General features: G+C 33.2%; 15 protein-coding genes. 13 read left to right on the forward strand and 2 right to left on the reverse strand.

All coding sequences use genetic code 11. The features are described 5' to 3' along the window. The first annotated feature begins 197 nt into the window (after positions 1–197). The 5 genes from OEA66_RS19960 to OEA66_RS19980 all read left to right on the forward strand — a co-directional run bounded on the left by OEA66_RS19960 (position 198) and on the right by OEA66_RS19980 (position 7,295). Positions 198–920 (forward strand): Fn3-like domain-containing protein, encoded by a 723-nt coding sequence (locus OEA66_RS19960; RefSeq protein ID WP_267283067.1) that lies wholly within the window; start codon positions 198–200, stop codon positions 918–920. Positions 921–930: 10 nt separating this feature from the next. After that, positions 931–3,732 carry a fimbria/pilus outer membrane usher protein gene (locus OEA66_RS19965; RefSeq protein ID WP_267283068.1) on the forward strand — a complete coding sequence of 934 codons (2,802 nt, stop codon included), beginning with the start codon at positions 931–933 and terminating at the stop codon, positions 3,730–3,732. Between the two features lie 11 nt (positions 3,733–3,743). After that, on the forward strand, positions 3,744–5,180 hold the full coding sequence (locus tag OEA66_RS19970) for a hypothetical protein (RefSeq protein ID WP_267283069.1): 1,437 nt from the start codon (positions 3,744–3,746) through the stop codon (positions 5,178–5,180). Between the two features lie 735 nt (positions 5,181–5,915). Beyond that, complete coding sequence (locus OEA66_RS19975; protein WP_267283070.1) at positions 5,916–6,638, forward strand: sensor histidine kinase; 723 nt, start codon at positions 5,916–5,918, stop codon at positions 6,636–6,638. A gap of 9 nt (positions 6,639–6,647) precedes the next feature. Beyond that, the gene (locus OEA66_RS19980) at positions 6,648–7,295 is read left to right on the forward strand and encodes a response regulator (protein WP_267283071.1); all 648 of its coding nucleotides are present in this window, start codon (positions 6,648–6,650) and stop codon (positions 7,293–7,295) included. Between the two features lie 326 nt (positions 7,296–7,621). Here the strand turns inward: OEA66_RS19980 and OEA66_RS19985 are convergent, their stop codons facing one another. Together OEA66_RS19985 and OEA66_RS19990 are read right to left on the reverse strand one after the other, a co-directional pair. Continuing rightward, complete coding sequence (locus OEA66_RS19985) at positions 7,622–11,530, reverse strand: response regulator (protein ID WP_267283072.1); 3,909 nt, start codon at positions 11,528–11,530, stop codon at positions 7,622–7,624. A 397-nt stretch (positions 11,531–11,927) separates the two neighbouring features. Continuing rightward, on the reverse strand, positions 11,928–13,658 hold the full coding sequence (locus OEA66_RS19990; RefSeq protein WP_267283073.1) for a helix-turn-helix domain-containing protein: 1,731 nt from the start codon (positions 13,656–13,658) through the stop codon (positions 11,928–11,930). Between the two features lie 252 nt (positions 13,659–13,910). Between OEA66_RS19990 and OEA66_RS19995 the strand changes: the two genes are divergently transcribed. The 8 genes from OEA66_RS19995 (at position 13,911) to OEA66_RS20025 (ending at position 21,843) form a co-directional block, all read left to right on the forward strand. Then, positions 13,911–14,159, forward strand: coding sequence for a hypothetical protein (locus tag OEA66_RS19995; protein WP_267283074.1), 249 nt, complete (start codon positions 13,911–13,913; stop codon positions 14,157–14,159). Positions 14,160–14,262: 103 nt separating this feature from the next. After that, positions 14,263–14,466 (forward strand): hypothetical protein, encoded by a 204-nt coding sequence (locus tag OEA66_RS20000; protein ID WP_267267622.1) that lies wholly within the window; start codon positions 14,263–14,265, stop codon positions 14,464–14,466. Between the two features lie 134 nt (positions 14,467–14,600). Continuing rightward, complete coding sequence (locus OEA66_RS20005) at positions 14,601–16,856, forward strand: TonB-dependent receptor (RefSeq protein WP_267283075.1); 2,256 nt, start codon at positions 14,601–14,603, stop codon at positions 16,854–16,856. After that, a complete protein-coding gene (locus OEA66_RS20555; RefSeq protein WP_375379306.1) occupies positions 16,856–17,272 on the forward strand; it encodes a MauE/DoxX family redox-associated membrane protein in 417 nt (138 codons plus the stop codon). The genes OEA66_RS20005 and OEA66_RS20555 overlap by 1 nt, the downstream gene beginning before the upstream one ends. After that, the gene (locus tag OEA66_RS20010) at positions 17,262–18,293 is read left to right on the forward strand and encodes a hypothetical protein (RefSeq protein WP_267283076.1); all 1,032 of its coding nucleotides are present in this window, start codon (positions 17,262–17,264) and stop codon (positions 18,291–18,293) included. The genes OEA66_RS20555 and OEA66_RS20010 overlap by 11 nt, the downstream gene beginning before the upstream one ends. Before the next feature lie 191 nt (positions 18,294–18,484). Then, complete coding sequence (locus OEA66_RS20015; RefSeq protein ID WP_267283077.1) at positions 18,485–18,763, forward strand: hypothetical protein; 279 nt, start codon at positions 18,485–18,487, stop codon at positions 18,761–18,763. Between the two features lie 573 nt (positions 18,764–19,336). Further along, a complete protein-coding gene (locus tag OEA66_RS20020) occupies positions 19,337–19,783 on the forward strand; it encodes a hypothetical protein (protein ID WP_267283078.1) in 447 nt (148 codons plus the stop codon). Next, positions 19,780–21,843 carry a GMC oxidoreductase gene (locus tag OEA66_RS20025; protein ID WP_267283079.1) on the forward strand — a complete coding sequence of 688 codons (2,064 nt, stop codon included), beginning with the start codon at positions 19,780–19,782 and terminating at the stop codon, positions 21,841–21,843. The genes OEA66_RS20020 and OEA66_RS20025 overlap by 4 nt, the downstream gene beginning before the upstream one ends. Positions 21,844–21,848 lie beyond the last annotated feature (5 nt).

Here is a 21,848-nt window from a genome sequence, read left to right on the forward strand (position 1 = left end):
AACTTATACACAAACAGTTACATATACAGCGACTGCTTTATAATATTTTTTTTAGGTTGTAAAGCTTTCTTTTGTTACGTTTTCAGTAGTTTTGGGAATCTTTATTATAAACAATTTACACCATGCGCAAGTTTATTTACCTTTTCATTTTCTTTATCCTCACAGGGTCTTCTTCACTTCTGGCACAAAGTATCTCTATGTCGCCTACACGCTTGTTTTTCACCGGTAATCCAGGAGAAAAAGTGGCACAGACAGTCACACTTCAAAACAGCTCGGATAAGGATTATGTTTTTAATCTCAACTATAAAGATTGGGTTAGAGAAGAAGACGGAAATAAAGTTTATCTTGAAGCAGGCAGTTCACAAAATTCTAATGCAGCTTGGGTGTCTACCTTAGAAAATGCTATTACAGTTCCTGCGAAAAGTACAAAGGAGGTTGTAGTAACCATGCAGATTCCCGCAAACGCATCAAAGTCTGTTACAAACAGCATGTTATTTTTCACCCAACTTCCTCAGCAGGCAGATCAGGCACGTATTCAAAATGGGATTGGTATTATTACTTTATTTGAGGTTGGACTTCACATTTTTTATACACCACCGGGGAACCAGACAAAAAGTTTGGATATTACCAATATATCAGAGGCGAGTAATGAGAATGCAGCAAACAGAAAAGTCGCAGTAAGCATCCATAACGATGGAAATACCATTAATGATGCCACCGTTGAGTTTGAACTGACTAATACAGATAGTGGTCAGGAAATAAAATTACCCGGAATTTCCATCTCCATGCTTCCCAATACCAATCAGGTCGTTCAATTTTCTTTACCGGAGACCATTTCAGGGAACTTTCTTGGCGTGGCTATTATTAAAATGGCAGGATCCAATGATTTACGCGTAGGAGAAAAAAACTTTAAATTTTAATAATTAAGTCTTGAAACCACAAAAAAGTATATCGATATCAATAAGAAAAACAATCTTATTTTTTGCATTTGTTTTTCTGCACTTTTCGTTTGCCTTTGCGCAGGAAAAAAAGGATATCGAAATCCGTTTTGAAAATGAAAGTGTAGCCGTTGAAAAGGGTTCTACTTTTACTAATTTCCTGGTGATTGAAAATAAAGGTTCTGAAGAAATTACCATTCAGAATATCATGCCTTCGGAAAATTATCCAGGTTTACTTTTCTATCCCAAAAATGGCTTTATCTTGGGTGTGGGTCAGTCTAAAAATCTTCCTGTAAAACTGATTGCCAACGTAGATTTTATGAAATTGGCATCCAATGAGATCAAATTTCAGGTTTCTTATTCTACACCATCGGTCACTAAAACTGATAATGCCTCATTCTTCGTTGATAAAGAGGAGAACAAAAACATCGCAATTTATACAGCAGCTTACGAAAATTTCATTAATCCTGCTGCTCCCGACTCCTCGATTCTGCTCACTGTAGAAAACCAAGGCTATAGTAAAAGAACCGTTAAGATTGATTTGCAATCCATTCCGGATGGTTTGGAAATGATGCCAAAACAACAAACTGTATCCCTGGAAGGTTTAGAAAAACAAACGGTTGAGATCAAAATTGTGGTCAGAAAACAGAATACGCTTTTTCCTGAATTTAATATTAATGCAACTGCCACAGATCTGCTTAATAATGAAATAGTGGGAAGCAACACCCTACACTTAGTCATTTTATCAAATAACAGACAAATTGTCCGCGGAAACGAAGCGGTGAGCGGAAGTAATTTTGCAGAACTTAGCTATAACGAAAATAGTTCAGGTTTCAATTTTATTCAATTAAGAGGAAACACAGCGTTTCGAGTGACTGAAAATTTGAAATCGCGTTTCAACTTAGGTGCGGATTACTATCATGAAGACGGCCTTTATAATCTGTATGATACCTGGTTGGAACTTGAAAGAAAAAATACTGTATTACGGGTAGGAAACGTTAATAGTAACGATTACGATTACCCGGTTTTCGGGAGAGGTGGGAAAATTTCTACTAAATTTGGTAATAATAATCAGATTGAAATTCTTGCCCTGGAAAATAATTACAACCTTTCTGGTACTTATTTCCAACAAACAGAAGGATCTACCATGGTAGGTGCGAAATATGGCTTTGGAAATTCTAAATCATTCAATGGAAAAGTGTCATACATATTCGATCATGATCCGCGCCTTAACGTGGATACACAGGTTGCAAATGCAGTATCATCACTTCTAATTAACGATAAACATACAATCCGTACTGAAATTGGTCTGAGCCACGAAAAAGGCCTTTCGAACAAAGATGAAAACGTAGGAGCTACAATGGGAGCCAACTACGACGCTAAAATGGGGAAATGGGATATCCAATCTGTTAATACCTTTGCCACCAGTAGTTATGCAGGGATCAAAAGGGGATCTTTTTTCTCAAATCAACGTATCGGCCGCCAATTCTCTGCTTCTCAGCGTGCTTTTATACAATATCAGAATTCGCAGGTAGATCCTGAGTTTTTGAGTTTCCAAAATGCGCCTATCCAAACTGGGAATCCCGCTAATTTGCGTTATTATTTCAACAGTACAGAATCTTTAGGAACAGGTTACCAGTTTTCTTCACAGAAGTGGAATTTCCTATTGTCTCCAAAGGTTGAAAGACAAAAAACAGCCAATTTTTACTCATCGCAGGAACTTTTCTCTTACCGGATGGAGGCAAACATAAGCACTACATTGGGTGCTCACGGATTGAATTGGTCTGCAGAATATTCTTATTCAAAAGATAAAAATAAAGCCGATTGGTTCAACAGTCTGAAAACAACATTGTCTTACAGGTATAAATCCTTCTCCCTCAACGGAACAGCCCAATGGAACGCAATTACTGTCTTTGATTTAAATTCTTATTACGATGTAGACCGTAATTTTGCCAATTACAATCTATATGCCTCGTATAATTTCCAGATGCTTGGTAATAATCTGATTGGATCTTTTTCAGCCGGAACTTTCTATTCGGAACTTTATAAAAACTTAAACACCAATGTAAGTGGTAATCTGGAATATAAGATTTCGCCTTCCTGGTCTAGCACAGGCTATTTTAATCTTTCGGGTTATAAATCTACGGCAGAATATGCAAGCACTGGGAGTTATTACCAGTTCAGAATCGGGATTAAAAAATATTTTGCTGCAGCTACAGCTCTTGGAAATCATAAAGTGACGTTCCAGTTATTTGAAGATAAAAATTTCAATGGACTTCTGGAAGCAGGAGAAGTGGTTCTTGCAAATGAAATAGTAAAACTGGACAATTTTGTTGCACTGACTGATAAGAACGGAAAAGTAGTTTTTCAGAATGTGCCTGAAGGTATTTACACGCTGAAGGTAAACGAAAGTGCAGGTGCACGATTGATGATGGATCCTGTAATTATGGTAGATAAAAATATCAACCGCAAAGTGGGTCTGGTAAAAAATATCAAGGTAAGTGGGAAATTAACAGAGATCAAACAAGCCTACGATGTTTTGGAAACAGATGTAACCGGAATTGTAGTGTATGCAAAAGGTGAAGATGGCGTAATTCATACCGCTGTGGTTAACCAAAAAAACGAGTTTGAGTTTTTCCTGAAAGATGGAAAATACGACCTCTATATTGAAAATGACAAATACAGCTATACACAACCCAACCAGACTATTCAGGTGACAAAAGAAGGTTTCTCAGGAACCGTGGTTTTTGAATATAAGAAGAAAGACACCACGATAAAGGTGAAAAAGTTTTAAATTTAGAGGATATGAAAACGATGAGAGGTTTTTTTATAGGAATTTTTACAGTATTCTGCGGATCAACAGTCGCAAAAGCTCAGGATATTTACCTGTCTGTTCCTGAAAATAATATTTTAAACAGGGTTGAATTTACCTCAGTTCCTACAAGGTTAATGACAAACGCCAATAGAACAAACTGGGATTATACTTTTTTTGGATTAGCGCCCATAGCTCCAACATTTACCTCTACGTCCGGACCAACTTTTACTCACTCTTCATCATCATTTACTTTACCCAGTTCTACTCTTCTGTGGCAATTAGAAAGTATGGGTGGGCAGCTGCCATCTACCGGATTTTCAGGTTCTTTACCTGGTTTTCAGTCGTTCAGTACAAGTGCTCTAAAGTGGTTTGAACCGCCTGGGTCTATTATCTTCGGAGGAGGATTCAACAAGGGAAATATCAATTTTACCTTTAAAATACCTGCTGCTCAGTTTGCGGCCAATGCCTACCGAGCCGGGAATTATTCCATGGATATCAGTCAAAATTATAATGATTTCACGCCACGTAATTTTAAAACGATTTTAGTCATTCCTTCATCCATCAGATGGCTCACATCATCTTTAACAAAATACATAGAAATATCTTCTTTGAATGATTACCGAATTACGGGCACACGGGTTTTCAGTTTGGAAAACGCGGAGATTGCGCATACGGTAGATTTTAATTTATGGGCGAAAGCTGCTTCTACAAATATTCAGTTCACTTCTTCTAAAGGTGTTTCAGGAACCAGAAATATATCAAGCATTAAATTGGGAAGTAATGGATCTGCACTTATGACCAAAGCCTTATCTGCCAATTTTCAGAATTTTTCCCCTGCTAATTTCAGTGTTGTGGCAGGAAACAGAAACAGCTTTACCCCGGAGCTTTATGTGTCTGCGGAAGATTTTAAAAATATTTTTTTTGAAGCCGGAACTTATACTTTTGAATTGAACTTCAACGCTACAAGTACAGATAATTCAATTAACAGTTTGCAAAATACAGCGGTTCAAATAAAGGTGCTTCCTCGGTCGGAGATCACCATACCAAGTTCCGGGAGAAATGTAAACTTTAATTTTAATACAGCTGCGCACTACACCAATGGTCAGTCACAAATAATTCCAAACCAAATTACATTGTCCAACAATGAAAGTTTTGAACTGTATGTAAAATCTGACGAAAATTATTTTAAGAAAGGCGGCTTGCAGACCGATATTAACTCTAACATATTACAAATTGGCGTGGATGGAAGTTCTGTAAATGCTCCCTTATCCAAAACTCCTCAAAAAATACTTTTCAACGGAACACCTGTTTTAGACAGACAACTCAATGTAAGATACACCATACCAGCTACGGGTGCCCAAGGTTTGGTAGGGAAGGAAAATTCCACTTACTCTATTAATGTTTATTATAGCTTTACGGCAATTTAACAATACTTTTAAAAGTTTATAATACAGATAATAATCGAAAATCAATCACCGAAACAGAATTATACTGAGAAATCAAATTGATTCGGAAAAAATATTCCGATGTTATCAATTTATCAGTTTCCTAAGTTGCCAAATGACCAACATATAACTTCGTATCATGAATACTGCGAAGAATAAGTCTACTCGTTGTGCATTATGAAGATATGTTTAAATAATTGATATTTAAACAATTGTGTTTCTTTGCTAAATGAAATGCCATTGTTTGTCTTAAAAAAGAAATGTATTTTAAAACTTAGTCTTTCTTAGCGATAAAAAACGCAACGATAAACAAGGAATTTATTTAAAATACTGAAATAAAGGTAAACAAAGCCGTTTCACTTATTTTGGAAATACAAAAATTTAAAATGCACAACGGGTAATAAGTCTATATTTTCTATTCCCGTCATTCTATTCTTCTTTACATCAAAAGTATTTCTCAGAGACCTCACTTTCTCTTGGATGATCAGAGTCTTCCCGGCTGTATGATATTAAAACAAAAAGGCTCTTGGAAAAAACAAACGAATTACCTATTATTGCATCAGCGGAATTAAGTCTTCCTTGTGAGAATGAAAAATGTCTGCAAGCCTGAATATCAGATATTTTAAATAATCTTAGTTATAACAAATCTTTTCTGATGAGTAAACTATATTAAAAAATACTGTAGTGGATTTTTTTTAAAGCATTAATGCGAGCTGTATGAATGACCAAATTAACGAACTGCAATTAAAAATCGAAAGACTGGAAAACGAAATCAGTTTTAAGAACGGGCTGATCTCTATATTGTCTCATGATTCAAAAGAAATGTTTGGAAATTTTCTGCGGCTTATAGAAGCGCTGGAAGATAACATCATAGGTGAGGAAGATTTTTTTAAGTTGTTGCCGCAGGTAAAAAGCGATGCCCAGAAGAATCTGCAAACTATTAAGGACAGCACCGCCTGGTTGAAAACACAATACGGGGATTTTCAGATTAAACCTGTGAAAATCATGGTGATTGATCTTTTTTACCATTTTGAAGAAAAATATGCGGTTAAATTAAAAGAAAAAAACATTAAATTTTATTTTAAAGGAGATCCCAATGCATTTCTTATAACCGATCGTTTTCTGCTCGAAAGTGCTTTAGACAAAATTTTCAACAATTCGATAAAATATTCATGGTCCGGACAAGATATTTATTTAGAGCAAGTTACAAAAGGCGATCAAGTCATGCTTTGTGTAGTCGACTTCGGAATGGGAATGAATGAAAAATCTTTATCTACGATCTTCACTTATGGTAACCCAATATTCCTGGGAACTGCTGGCGAAAAAGGAGTTGGATTAAGTTTGAAAATTGTAAAAAATTTTGTATCCTTGATGCACGGAAACATCGACATCATTTCTTCTGAAAGTAAAGGAACTACTGTTTCCCTTTTTTTTACCTAATTTTAATGAATGAAGGATTTAAAATCAAATGTTCGTATTGTTGTAGCAGATGATCATGGTATTGTCCGGATGGGTTTGATACAAACGATCAAACGACTCAGGCCGAGCGCTATAATTTCAGAAGTAGAGGATTATAAATCGTTGTTCAAAGCAATTCTGAAAGAAGAATTAGATCTGGCCATTATGGACGTTAATATGCCTAATGGTTCTGTTCAGGAAGCGATTGATTACATAAAAATACACCAACCCAACTTAAGAATTCTCATATTTTCTTCTCAAGATGAAGAGCTCTACGCAATGCGCTATCTAAAGATGGGAGCAGGTGGCTATCTGAGTAAACAAAGCTCTAATGCAGTAATTGAAACTGCATTGACGGCGATGCTTAGTAACGGGCGATATATAAGTGATGAGGTAAAAGAGGCGATGTTCTTAGAATCATTAAATGGTACAACAAAAAACTCACCCTTTGAAGCACTATCAGACCGCGAGTTACAAATTGCCAATAAGCTTGCAGAAGGTCTTCCCCTCAAAGAAATTTCTAATCAGCTTAATCTTCATCCATCAACAATCAGTACTTACAAGATCAGGCTGTTTGAGAAGCTAAAAGTACGATCCTTACCAGAATTGGTGGAGATTCTTAGACTTTATAATCAGTAAACATCCTATTATTTCCCTCTTTGTCATCCCGAGAAATCCATAAAATCACTTTGTAATAACAGAAAAAGAGGTCGTGAGATCTACAGAAGCCAAGCTCACGAATTCCCCATACTATCAGATATATTCTTAAATAAATCTTTGATTTTACTTTTTGGGCTCCCAAAAACTTTTTTTTCTGAATCGACCACAAAAACTTTTTCTCAATAACTTTTTTACCATTTCGGGGTCAAAATAACTTCGTTTACTTCTTTTAATAATGTATGCTCAATTGTTTTTGAAAATCAAATCATTACCTGCGGTGATCAAAATCAATATAGCTTTTGATTTTATTTTATTAAACTTTTTATTAAATCTAATCCTATTGTTATTTCTTCTGTTATTTCTTTCTCCATCGCTGAAAAATCTATAGTATCATCAGCTTTATTCTCCCATTTCAATGCACAGTTTGAAAGACTGAAAAGACCGGCAGTTCCGGCAGTACCTTTAAGTTTATGAAGAATAGTTTTGACATCGTCCGCATTTTTCACGACCCTCTTGTCAGCAATATTATTCTCTGTTTGTACAAGCTCGTTAATAATAAGGTTTAAAAATATTTCTTTGAATTCATCATCACCACCAATCTGCTCATTCAGCATTTCCATATTGATATATTTCTCAGATAATATATCAGCTTCCACTTTAGCATCTTTATCTTTTTTAATGACAATATATTTTTTGAGCATTTCCAAAAGATCTGCCTGCCGCAAAGGTTTGGGCAGAAAATCGGTCATCCCCGATTCCAGACATTTTTCTTTCTCTCCCAAAACGTTTCCTGCTGTTACACCAATAATGGGTACGTTTTTGTATCCGGGCAAGAGTCGAATTTGGTGTGTAGCTTCAATACCGTTCATTACCGGCATCTGTACGTCCATAAGAATAATAGAGAAATCTTTTTTCTTACATTCTTCCAAAGCTTCTAAACCGTTTACCGATTCTGTAAGATGCGCATCAGGTATAAGTGATTTCATCATTTTATTATTCAGAACCATATTCACCGGGTTATCGTCTACTAGGAGAACTTCTGGCTCTTTCGTAAAAGAAAACTGGTCTTTCTCCGAATATTTCGGAGCAGTAACTTCTGTCACTGTATTTTGTGCCACACGTCTGAGTGTTTTATAAAGATCATCAGATTTAATAGGCTTTAAAAGAAAATAAGAATTATCTTCCTTACGGAAAGAATTAATGACATCGTGTTCCTCCGAAGAAGTATGAAGAACTACCAATGGTGAAGTCTCATTCCGTTCATTAAATAACTCTTTGATTTTATCAATTGTTTCCAAACCGGAAATTACCGGCATATGATAATCCATCAATATCGCATCAAACCGTTCACCTTTCAGCAATATTTGTAAAGCTTCCATTCCGTTAGCAGCCAATGTAGATTCTATATTTTTGTAGGTAAGCATATGTTGAAGAATGATCCTGTTTGCTTCATTATCATCTACCACAAGTACTTTCTTCAGAGTGAGATCATCATCTTCTTTCGATTCGGATATTTCGTAAGGAATTTCAATGTCGAAGAAAAACACAGACCCTTTTTCAGGCTTACTGATAAGCGATAAATGACTTTCCATATATCCAAGAATATTGTTTGAAATGGTAAGACCGAGACCGGTTCCTCCGTAAAGCTTACTGATAGAGCTGTTTTCCTGAGTGAAAGCATCAAAAATATGTTTCTGCTTTTCGATAGGTATGCCAATTCCTGTATCTCTTACAGAAAATCGCAGAACGATATGGCTATCGTCCATGCGGAGTTTTTCTACTTTTAGCTCAATTTCGCCCTGTCCCGTGAATTTCACTGCATTACCCAAGAGGTTAATAAGGATTTGCTTTAATCTGGATTCATCAAGTAATAAAGTTTTTGGAAGACCCTGCTCAATATTAAGAAGAAGTTCAATATCTTTTTTCTGCGACTGATACAGTATTACATTGATAACTTGACTTACCATGTCGTAAACATCACTTTTTTCTATCAGAAGCTCCATTTTACCGGATTCTATTTTAGAAAAATCCAGAATATCATTAATAATGTTCAGAAGGTTTTCCCCGGATTCATTAATATAATTAAGATATTGAGTCTGAATATCGTTGAGAGGAGTTCGTAAAAGAAGATCAGAGAAACCTATCACTCCATTTAAAGGTGTGCGTATCTCATGACTCATATTAGCAAGAAATTCTGATTTTGCATTGCTTGCGATATCAGCCATTTTTTTTGCATTTTTAAGTTCCTCATTGGTGTGTACAGAATTGGTAATATTTTGTACAGAAACAATCACCCCGCCAATTTCATTATCTGAAAGATACCATGGGCCAACTTTAAGGTCGAAATGCTGAATTTCTTCTTTGTCATCAATACTAATCGCAAAATCTTCATTTATGTAAGTTTTACCTTGCAAAGCAGCACGATAAATTTCTTTTCGTTTTTCAGGGATATTTGGTGATACAACAAAAAGATTCTTTCCGATTATATCGGTCTCATTCATTTTGAATTCATCTCTCCATCGGCTGCTTACAGAAATATAATTAAGATCTTTATCAAACATCGCCACGGAAACCGGAACATAAGTTACGAACGATTGCATCATTGCTTCTTTTTTAGCAATATCAAGGAACATATTTTTGAATACATCAATATCCTGAATTATTCCATAAACCCTGTTGCAAACGCCATTTTCAAATTCAGGAATTCCTTTTACCCTCACCCAGATCGTAACACCATCATTACGCACCAGCTGAAATTCATCGTCATACGAAACTCCTTCCGTTATCGCTCTGTTGAATAAAAATTTAACTCTTTCTCTGTCATCTTCTTTATAAAAACCAATAGCATTTTCCAAATTAGGCTGAAAATCGTTATTTATCTTATGAATTTCTTTGGTACTTTGAGACCAGAATACTGTGTCTTTTTTCAAATTTACTTCCCAACCGCCCACTTGAGCTACAGAACTTGTCTGCTCCAGCATTTTTTTCGTATGAATCAGATCTTTCTCTAAAGTCATTCTTTCGGTGACGTTCAATGCCGTGCTTAATACATAAGGTTTCCCATCTTTATTTATCTCAACAAGATTGTGGTACATCCAGATCTGCTCTACCCCATTCTTTGCCTTCAGAATCATGGTTCCGAAATCCTCCTTATTTTTATTAATCCTGTCAAGATACTGGTTTAAAGAAGACCAATTATGCTCAGGGACAAGGTCTCTAAGGTTTAAATTTTTTACCTCATCTATAGAATAATGAAGCGTTTCCCTACCTTTTTCGTTAACAGCGATAATGTTACCCTCCATGTCATGCATACTCATCAAACCGATAGCATTTTCAAAGAAACTCCTGAAACGTCTCTCTGAGCTTTCCAACTGACGTTTTTCTTCAGTCTGCGCAGTGATGTTGATTCCGAAGCAAAAAATTTCAGAAATTTCCTGGTTTGATTTCAAAACCCATTCTACAATCACAGAACTGCCATCTTTAATTACGGTGGAAGTAGTAAAAGATACTTCCTGGCTACTCTCCGAAAGATCTTTAAGCTTTGAAATGTCGTTATTACCTTCTCCGAAAAATTGGTTAAAACTAAGCCCAATCGCTTCTTCTTTCTTTAAAGAAAATATTTTTTCGACCACCGGATTGAAATCTTTAAACTTCAATTCGTTATCTAAAACACAGATCAGATTATTGGATATATTAAAGAGTTGTTGAAAATATTCTGAATAAATTGTCTTTCTCTTTACCATTAGAAGGTTAGAAATAACATCTGAAAGTTTTTTGAGTGCTGCAATCTGTCTGTCTGTTATAGTTCGGGGCTTATAATCGATCACACAGATTGTTCCTAATGCAAAACCTTCGTCGTCAATTAATGGTATTCCTACATAAAATCGTATCCCTCCTTCCACAATTAGCGGGTTGTTCCGGGATCTGTCATCCAAAAGTGTATCATTAATAATTACCACGTCTCCGGTTGCTATTGAATATTGGCAAACCGTATTCTCGCGTTCTACAGAATCTATTTCCAGACCTATACAGCTTTGGATGGTCTGCGTCTCACTTTCCATGATTGCAATTAAAGAAGCAGGACAATCGGCAATGAGACATGCAGTCTCTGCAAAAACATCAAATTGAGGGTCTTTGCCTAAATTTAGGAGATCAAAAAATTCTAATTTTTTCAATCTTCCTATTTCATTATCAGGAATGATATTCTTCATCATATTAACCGCTAAATTATTTAAAAATAAATAAATATCATTATTATATTTAGACAAATAACTTTTTATAAAATTTGCATTTATAAAAACAATTATAAATTTACAAACACAATAATCCCTATTTATTCAAAACTGGAAAATTCGCTATAAAAATTTTTATATTTCTAAGATTACTGACACTAAACCAATAAGGAAATTAATAAGTACGTCACTTTCACTTAAAATACTTCACTCCATATTTTAGTTTTGAGTTTTTATATTTTATCAAAGTAATATAACAATTGTGTCCTAATAAAGTTAGTAACTCCAACATGTGTAAAAATAATTATTAACACTGCTAAGATTTGCACTGAAAAAAATTAAAAAACAATTTTAAGAAAATCTTAGATATAGTTTCCTGCTATTCAGTTGTGTCATCCTGCAACTCCTGTTTCCTCTTTTTTAAAAAATAAGCAGGTCTTACTCCATTAATCTCAGTAAAAATATCTGAAAAATTTTGTCTTGAGCTCATTCCGCACTTTTCTGATAATCCTTCAATAGTATAATCTAAAAGTCTTGAGTTATGATATAATTCTGTGGTTATATATTTAATTCGCATCTCGTTTAAATAAGAATTAAAATTCTTTCCCTTAAACTCATTCACCACCTGTGAAAGATAAGTAGTATTTGTTCCCCAACTTTTTGCAAGCTCTTGCTGTGTCAGACCTTTCTTTACAAATCCCTTTTTCCGTTCAAATTCATTAAGTTTTTTCAAAATATCGTTTACAACATTTTCAGGAATATTGTTTTTGTTATCCTTAGAAGACTGATTTTCAAAACTTACTTTGGAAATTACTAAATTGTTTTCATGATTGAGAATTCTATTTTCCAAAGCCTTATACTGAGATAGAATATGTTTTTCTTTTTTCCTTTTTATATATATGACAACCAATAATATGGCCACCGAGAGCAATAAAACCAGCACAAATAGAAAGCTGAAATTATAATTTGTTTCTAATATCCTTTGTTTCTCTAATAGTGCTTTTGTATCATACTCTTTATGAATCTTTGGTGATAGATATTGAAAGTCGTTGCCTAAAATATTATCAACTTTAATCAATTGTTTTGTATAAAAAAGTTCAGCATCTTTATTGCCCTTGGAATTGTAGTAGTTAATTAAAATCTCATAATTAGATCTCAATTCAGGTATGATGAAATTCTGCTTTTGAAAAACAGAATCAACTTTTCGAAAATAAGAGATAGCTTTCTCATCATTCTTTAACGCCCCAAAACTTTTCCCTAAATAAAAGCTGCTTACAGCGAACCAAGTTACATCATTGTACTTTTTAAATATTGGCAGAGTCATAGATAAATTTGATACCGCATCTTTATACCTGCTTTTTCTAAAATCAGATATTGCTTTTTCTTTGATAAAATAAGCCTTTTCCAAATCAAACCGTTCTGATGATGGTAATGTACTCATACCAACTGCTAACAAGGAATCACTCAGTTTAAAATTTTTCAACTTTTCATAACAGATAATCTGTTGATGTACACTGTTAAAATAACCTTTTTTATTATTATAAATAAGATTAGGATGAAGATTACCAGAAGTTAAAGGTTGAAAATAATTGATGCACTCTTTAAATAATTCTGATGCATCAGCGTAATAGCCCAAATAGCTTTTAACAACACCCAGTTGGTATACAATTCTATATCTTAAAAATCCATTGGAAATATGCTTGGAACTTTCATATGCTTTTAAATAGTTATTTAAAGCAGGTTGATAATGTTTAAAGAAGAAATAATAGACAACTCCTTTTTCCAGATAGGCACTGCTAATGAGTTCATCATCATTTGATTTTAGCATCTGTTTTAAACAAACATCTGCGTATGACAATTTCTTTTCTTTGTCTTTTGTATAGAATACAGCATCCTGATAACCCTGAAAAATTTTACTGTAGTTTTTTTCTTTGGTGGCCTCTCTTAAATATATCTTTATATAAGGTAGTGCTTGCTCGTCATTCTCGGGTAGATCTTCATAATTTTTCCTCAATTTAATATAGTCTTCGGAGCTATATGTTTTTTGAGCAGAAAAATATGACGAAAAAATAAATATGATTAGGTATAAAAAGCCTTTGTAAATTTTCAATTTCCAGAAGTTTATCGTGCAAATTTACTAAAAATCCTTGCATAATGGCCGATCCAATCAATTTCAAAGATAATTATACAAGAGACTAATTTCCAGTATTTTAATTTTGCTATGATTTACAAATCACTCGTCTTGATTTATAAATCATGGCATTGTTTCATGAAAAAAGTTTCATTTAAGTAATAATTTAGCCTCGAAACTTAAGTCAATCCGGTACCGGATAAACTTTTATATCATTTAAAATTTATTAACATGAAACTAAGGTTTATCCAAATTCTAATATTAATTGTGACATTGAACTCATGCAGGGAACTTGACGAGATTGCTGAAATCGAAGAATATAGTAATCAAATCATGTCTGACAATGTAGAAACTAATTTAAAAAAAGAAAACTATCAAAATCTGGCAACGAGGAAAGATTCTGCCTCCAATTCCGGATTTGAAATTGATAACAATGATCCTCCTGTAAAACATGGAGGGCATTGGAGAACAACAAATTGATTTATCATCTTTTGAGGATTTGCAGTGCGCAATGCAAGATTCTTAAGACTATAAATATATAGAAACCTTCGGGTTATGTTTAATTAAATTAATAAAAAAAATTATGAAAAACTTATTTAAACTAAGTTTAGCGGTTGTAGGAATTACAATGGCAACATTAGCAGGGTCTTCAAATGTTAAGGCTAAATCAGCTACTGGTTTTGAGGACGTTCTAGCTCCTGAAGGTGCTGGATGCGTAGGTGAGAAAGGAACTTGTGGAAGAACTTCTAGCGGAACTACTCTTTACGGTAAGTGGAGAGAATGGTAGTATCCAAATAAAAATTAGTGTTGCCAAGAATTTGGCAACACTTTTAATTTATCTTAAAAAATAATTACTTAGAGATTTTTCGGTGATAAAATTTTAATATCATCAGTAATCATCTCAAAGCGCATATTCATGTTATGAAAAAAATAATCTCTAAACTAATACTTCTAGTATTAATTGTTGTTTCTACGGTAGCATTTTCCCAAAATCCTGTTAAGATTGAGGGAAGAGTTTTAGCAGATGAACAACCTTTGTCAGACGTTGTCATTAGCATTCCGGGAAATAACATAAAAGTTCTTACAAATAATGAAGGAAAGTTTAGCATAATAATACAATCATCACAGAATAAAAACGTTGAAATCATTTTTAATGCGGCTGGATATAATGAAAATAGACAAATTTTTCCCCTCGAAAACAATTCTAATATACAAGTTATACTAAAAGAGAAAATAAATGAAATTGCTGAAGTTGCTATTGAGGGAAAAACAACATTACAAAAAGCCGGGAAAACATCTTATAAAATAAATAGTAAAGATTTTACAAAAAACACAAAATCAGATAAAGTATTACAACGATTACCTTCTATAACTGTTGTAAACGAAAATATTTTAATACATAACAGAAAACAAGCTTTACTTTTTATAGATGGCATTGAAGCAGATTTTATTGAACTTAAAAAACTTGATGCTAAAGATATAGCCACGGTTGAAGTCATAAGCAATCCCCCGTCAATGTACAATTCTACTCAAAATGTTGATGCAATCATACAAATAATTACAAAAGTAAAGGAGGAACATTTTATCAAGGGAGAGCTTGAGGCACGAGGAGGAACACGATTATCTAAATATGGATTTTCTCCGACCTTGTCTTACAAATCTAAGAACATCATCTTCAAAGCTTTTTATGATTTTGGAACTAACAATCAAAATATAAATAATGATTTTGAAAGGATTGACGGTAATTTTAGTACATACACAAAAACAGACAGACAAGTGAAAGGCTGGCAAAATTCTCTGAATGCAAAGTCTAAGATAATATTGAATTCTAAGTCTAGTATTTACTTATCAGGAAATCTTTTCGGGTACCATTTCGACGGAAAGTCAATGGGTACCTTTACTGACAGTAATCAAAACTATGCTTTTACGACAGAGGATCAGGAAGTGCTTAGAAAATGGGGAGTTTCTGGAGTATATGAATATAAATTTAATGAGAAATCGATCATTCAATTCAGATCTAAATATTATGATCATTACAATTCAAATAATTATCTATTTCAGAACTCGTTGAGTGAAGATCATAATACTTCATATACAAGATTAAGAGAATTATCTAATGAAGTAATTTACAGGAACAAGTCAAAGATTCAAGGATTAACCTATTTTTTAGGATATAAAAATATCTATAGAAGATTTCAGTTTCCTCTAGAGGCTTCATTGTATTCACAATCTCTAAATACTTTTCATGGAAATTTTTCATATGATATTACTGATAAGATCTCAACTGCAGCATCACTTGCTTATGATAACACTTACAATAGTACCGAAGAATTCAGTCAGAATTATTCGTATTTTCTGCCATCAGCCTCAGTAAACTTTGATTTAGGTAAAATAAGTTTAAATGTAGACTATTCATACAAAATTCAAAGACCAAATGCCACATATTTAAATCCCGTTCCTGTTGTTTTAAGCCCTACATATATATTAAAAGGTAACAACAGTTTACTTCCTGAATTAAAACATTCTTTCGATGTAACATTACATCAAAAAAACACAAAAAATAAAAGTGATATAAGTTTAAATCTGTTTTCTCAATTGTTGACTAATGCAATCGTTGAAACACTGGTTACCGAAAACAACATGATTATAAATTCTTTTGAAAATGCAGGAAAAGGAACGATCATCGGATCTAATTTAAGTTACAACAGAAAAATTTTCAAACTTATTAATTTTAGCGGAAGTGCCGGATTTAATTATAGTCTATATAATACTCAAAGTGAAATAGCAATCATACGTAGAAATGAAGGTTTTTCTTTAAGTTCTAATATTAATTTGAGTACTACTATAAAAGATAAATATTCAATTATATTTAATGGTAATTACAACTCAAGAAATATTCAATTGGTATCCACATCTTACTACAAACCTTTAACCAGTATCGAAATTGAGTCCAACTATTTTAATGATAATCTTACAGTAAATCTATCTTATAACGATTTGTTTGGATGGTCTGCTAAGTCTAAAATCAGGTCAAATTATAAAAATTTTTCACAGACTAATCTAATCAATAACAATTTATCTAATATTCTTTTGACCATAACATATCGATTTGGGAAAAATTTCACCGATCGATTTAGTGCACCTGCAATTGTAAATGATGATATAACAAATAAATAATGAAAAATACAACAATTGTATTATGGAACATAATTTACTACGTTCTAATAATCTTCTTTTCTTACACGGTAACAAATAAATTACTGGCAATCAAATCATTTCAAACTAACATTTTTAAAACTGGTATTTTTAATTTTCAACAAGCAGTTTATCTTTCATATTTCGTGTTGTTTCTTGAGTTGAGCATGGTAATATTGCTGATATTCAAAAAAAAAACGGGATTGCTTTTTTCTTTTATAATGATGCTGATTTTTACATCATATATAATTTTTTTATTTACTAATGGACGATATGAAATTTGCGGCTGTGGAGGAATTTTAAATGGTCTATCGTTTAAATATCATCTGATAATTAACCTTCTTATTACTTTTTTAAGTTACTGCTGTTACAATAATATTAAAACTGATGAAAAATAGTGTCGTATTTTGGCTTTTCATAATAGCTATTTCAGGAATTGTAATTTTCTTTAGAGAATTTGAAAGTACAGTGAGCAATAAAAAATTTCTTTTTAAACGAAATTATACAACATCGATTTCACTTAAAAAAGTCAGTGAATATGATCTTAAAGGGAATAATGTGACAACTAATACAGGTGTTTATAATATTTTAAAAACAAGTAATGATTCTACAATGATTAATTATAAAATTGATTTTATGAGTTATTACGGGAAGAAAGAAGATGGGATAAAAATTAGCTTACCTAGCAATTATCATATTGATTATTGCGATAACAGTAATGCTATAATGATTGACAAATTTAAATTAAAGGTGTATTCTTTTACGTATAAAAAATTATCATTAATACAAATCGACAGTTTTAAAGTTTTCAGTTTTTTTCCAATAAAAAATAGTAATGGAACCTTATTGGTATTAGGAGAATTTAAAACCAAAAAAAATGATTATGTTACTGGATTCTACACAATCAATGAATCGTCAAATCAATTAAAACTAGTGCATGCAATCGAAACCAACAAAACAGATCTTTCGATAGATAATGCCTTAATCTATGCAGGAAAGTTCACCGGTTTAGGAGCTGAAAAAATTGCTTATTACTGCGATAAATATTCAAAAATTTTCTTTTTTAAAAATGGAAATTTTACTGATGAATTTCAAACTAATGACAATGCTCCTAAAGCAAAATTGTTAAAAGGTCCCGATGGCACTTACTATAAAAGAGGTGATACATTCACAACAAATAATGCTGTATTTGAAAAGGACGGAAAACTATTTGTTTTTTCCGCCAGAACAGATAATGTCGACTCAATTGTGATGGATGTTTATGATTTAAAATTTCACAAATACATATTTAGTACTAAAATTCATGAAGGAAATCTGACAAGTAGCGATATTGACTTTGCATCACTTGAAGGAGATCTTCTACATATTGTATCTGGCAGTAAAGTTTTTAATTATTCATTTCTTTCAATGACTTCTTAAATTAACAAGATAAGATCACGATCAGATCTAAATTTATCCTATAAAACCGCATGGTTTGAAAATAAAATTAATAAATATCAAAAATTTGTTGCTTCCATCAATAAAGTAATGATCAATAATATCTATGATTGATTCCTTCTAGTAATAGATTGGTATTCATAATCCTATAAAACACAACTAAACCTCAAGAAATGAAAAGATCAGATCTTATTGGCATTTTTTACAATGATGATTATTTATTAAAAATAACGAATCGCTACGTGCAACTTAATACTAATATTAAAACCGATCATAAACCATTTTATACAAATGTTCTTTGGCGTGAAAAGTTTGAGTATCAGGAAAAAGGTGAAATAGTTGAGATTTCAGAAAATCTGTCGATTATGTTTTCAACAAACTTTAACACCGAAATCACATTAAAATTAGAATTGGATGAAACTGCTTACATTCCGTTAAAAAGATTTAAGTGATTGACTACTTCCTAAACGGAAGTTTTCTGCTGATGCGAAATAGAATCTTTTACCTGTTCCTGAGGGATATTATGGATCAAAAAAAGATGAACAGCGAAAAGATTATTTTATGGAAATGATAATTCATGAGCTTAAAAAACACCTTATCTCAATAAAAGCATATCTTCACTTATTACATTGGTTTACTTTTTAATGCCGTATATTAATTTTGATAAATAGATTTTTACAAAGAAATTAAATCTCTTTCTAGTGATTATATTAACCTAATCATCACTTATCAAAAAAATAATATTGCTAATCATTATTAAAATATTATTCATTTAATTTTTGTTTATAACAATTCTAAATATTACACGACATATATTTTTACGTAAAAATACGGAATAGATTTCTTAGACAATTCAATACTTTTGGATTACAAAAACTTATAACTATGTATAACTTTAAAAAACAACTACACTTTTTTGGATTTCCTAAATAACGATTAGGCATCCCTCTATCTTATTTTTTAATTTGCTTATAAAGTCTTCTGGATAATCAGAAGGCTGGTTTTTTAACACCAAATTTTACGAAATGATAATCAACAAAAAAATCCTCAACGTCGATGATTACTATTACGCCGTATTCGTCACAATTTCAGAATCTCTTACAGGATTTACTCTGAATGAACTTCAATCTACAGGTCTGGCTGAAATTTATTACAGATATATCCTTGATCACATCGAAGCTGCAACCTTCACAGAGTTTTTAAATGTCTCTAAAGATATTATTGAAAACTCCCTAACTCAGGAACAGCTTACCCATGCAATTTCTGCAGAAATTCTTTCTAAACCTTCAACTCTCGGAATTGCGCAAAGCGTAATCACATTGTGGTATCTCGGAACTTGGGAAGGTGCTTACGTAAACGATTTATCTTATAAAGAAGGTTTGGTTTGGAACGTAATGCACGCTCATCCACCGGGAGCAAAACAGCCTGGCTTTAAATCTTGGAGCGTTAAACCTGTAAACAGCAACTCATGAATCAGACAGTAAAAACACAGCCAAAAAAAGATGTAATTATTGTAGGAACCGGAATCGCAGGATCATTAATCGCCAAACTTTTAACAGACCACGTTTTTGATACGGATACAAAAAAAATGATCCACCGTTCGGAAATGAATGATTCAAAAACTTACAAAGAATTGTCAATTTTGATGTATGAAGCTGGATTAGAAGCCGGATTGGAACTGGATTCTGCCTCTTCGATGGTCAATTACAATGATTATATCCGTAAGTTTTATATGGAAGAAGCAAAAGTTCCGAATTCGCCTTATCCGGATTTGAAACAGGCACCATCACCAAATGTTTTGGATATGCAGCCAATTGTTCCACCATTTCCAGATAAAAAAGGATATTTGGTGCAGTTTGGTCCGATGCCTTTTGCGAGTGATGCAATCCGAGTTGGAGGCGGAACAACTCTTCATTGGTTGGGAACAACTCCGAGAATGCTTCCGAATGATTTCAGATTAAAAGAAACATACGGCAGAGCAATGGACTGGCCAATCGATTATGATACTTTAAAGCCTTATTACGAAATGGCTGAGTTCGAAATCGGGGTTTCAGGAAATGTTGCAGCGCAAAAATATCCTATCCAAGAAAGCATGGAAGAATATTATGGTGAAGATTATGTCTTCCCTATGGATGAAATTCCGCAAAGTTATATGGATCAGCAGATTATTAACGGATTGGCAGGAACTTCGGTTCAGCTAAACTTCGAGGAAATTCCGTTGATGTTGGTTCCATCGCCACAGGGAAGAAATTCCACTCCAAACGTTGCTTACGGAAAAGCAAAATTGATCAAAGCAAATCCTTCAGAATCAGGCTATAAATTATCATTAAATAATATCGAAAACGAAGACTACAAAGCACTTGGCGCAGTCTGGAATCCTTATCAGGGAGAGCGTTGCGAAGGAAATGCTTCATGCGTTCCGATTTGTCCGGTTCAGGCAAAATACAATGCTTTGAAAACTTTGAAAAAAGCGTTATATAAAGTTAATAAAAATGAAAATTTACAGAGAAATCCTCACATTCAGGTTCAGGCGCAGAGTGTGGTTTACAGGCTAAGCGTAGATCAGGCGGATCATGATAAAATTTCAAAAGTTCATGTAAGAAGATATATTTCAAGAGAAAAAACAGATTTTATTGAAGAAGTGATTGATACTAATGATTCAATTGTAATTCTTGCAGCAAACGCTTTTGAAAACCCTAAAATCCTTTTAAATTCAAAATATAGCGTTATTCATGACGGACAAAAAGTTGAAAAAACCGTTGCCAACAACAGCGATCAGGTCGGAAGAAATTTAATGGATCACATGGTAATGCTGACTTGGGGATTGTTTCCAGATCCTGTTTATTCATACAGAGGTCCTGGTTCTACCACTAACATTTCGTCTTTCCGTGACGGAAATTTCAGAAGTGAATTTTCTGCATGGATCTCTCCTCTCGATAACTGGGGATGGAGCTGGCCTACTTTTTCTCCCGGATCTGATCTTTCAGAATTTTTGGGACAAGGACTTTTCGGTGAGGAATTAAAAGAAGCTTTGGCTTACAGACTTTCAAGACAGGTTTTATTTCATTTTGAAATTGAACAATTACCTAATCCGAACAACAGAGTAACCATTAATAATGAATATCTTGATGTGATGGGAATTCCGCGTCCTGTGATCAATTATGAATTGACAGATTACGAGAAAAGAGCCATGGAACAGGCAAAACAGGCATCAGATCAAATGTTTGAAAGATTATGTATTGATGATTTTACGAAATATAATGCTACTGATAATAACACTTTTGTTTACAATGATAAAAGATATTCTTACAACGGAGCAGGTCATATCGTGGGAACTCACAGAATGGGTCACGACGCGTCGGATTCTGTAACCAACAGCTATTGTAAATCTTGGGATCACTCGAATTTATACATTGTGGGAGCAGGAAACATGACCACTTTGGGAACTTCGAATCCTACTTTAACTTTATCCGCATTTACCATCCGTTCAATAGAATCCATTTTGCAAGATCTGGAAACCATTTTAAAATAGAAAAC

The sequence above is a fragment of the Chryseobacterium luquanense genome (genome assembly GCF_026460945.1).
GTDB classification, from domain to species: domain Bacteria; phylum Bacteroidota; class Bacteroidia; order Flavobacteriales; family Weeksellaceae; genus Chryseobacterium; species Chryseobacterium luquanense.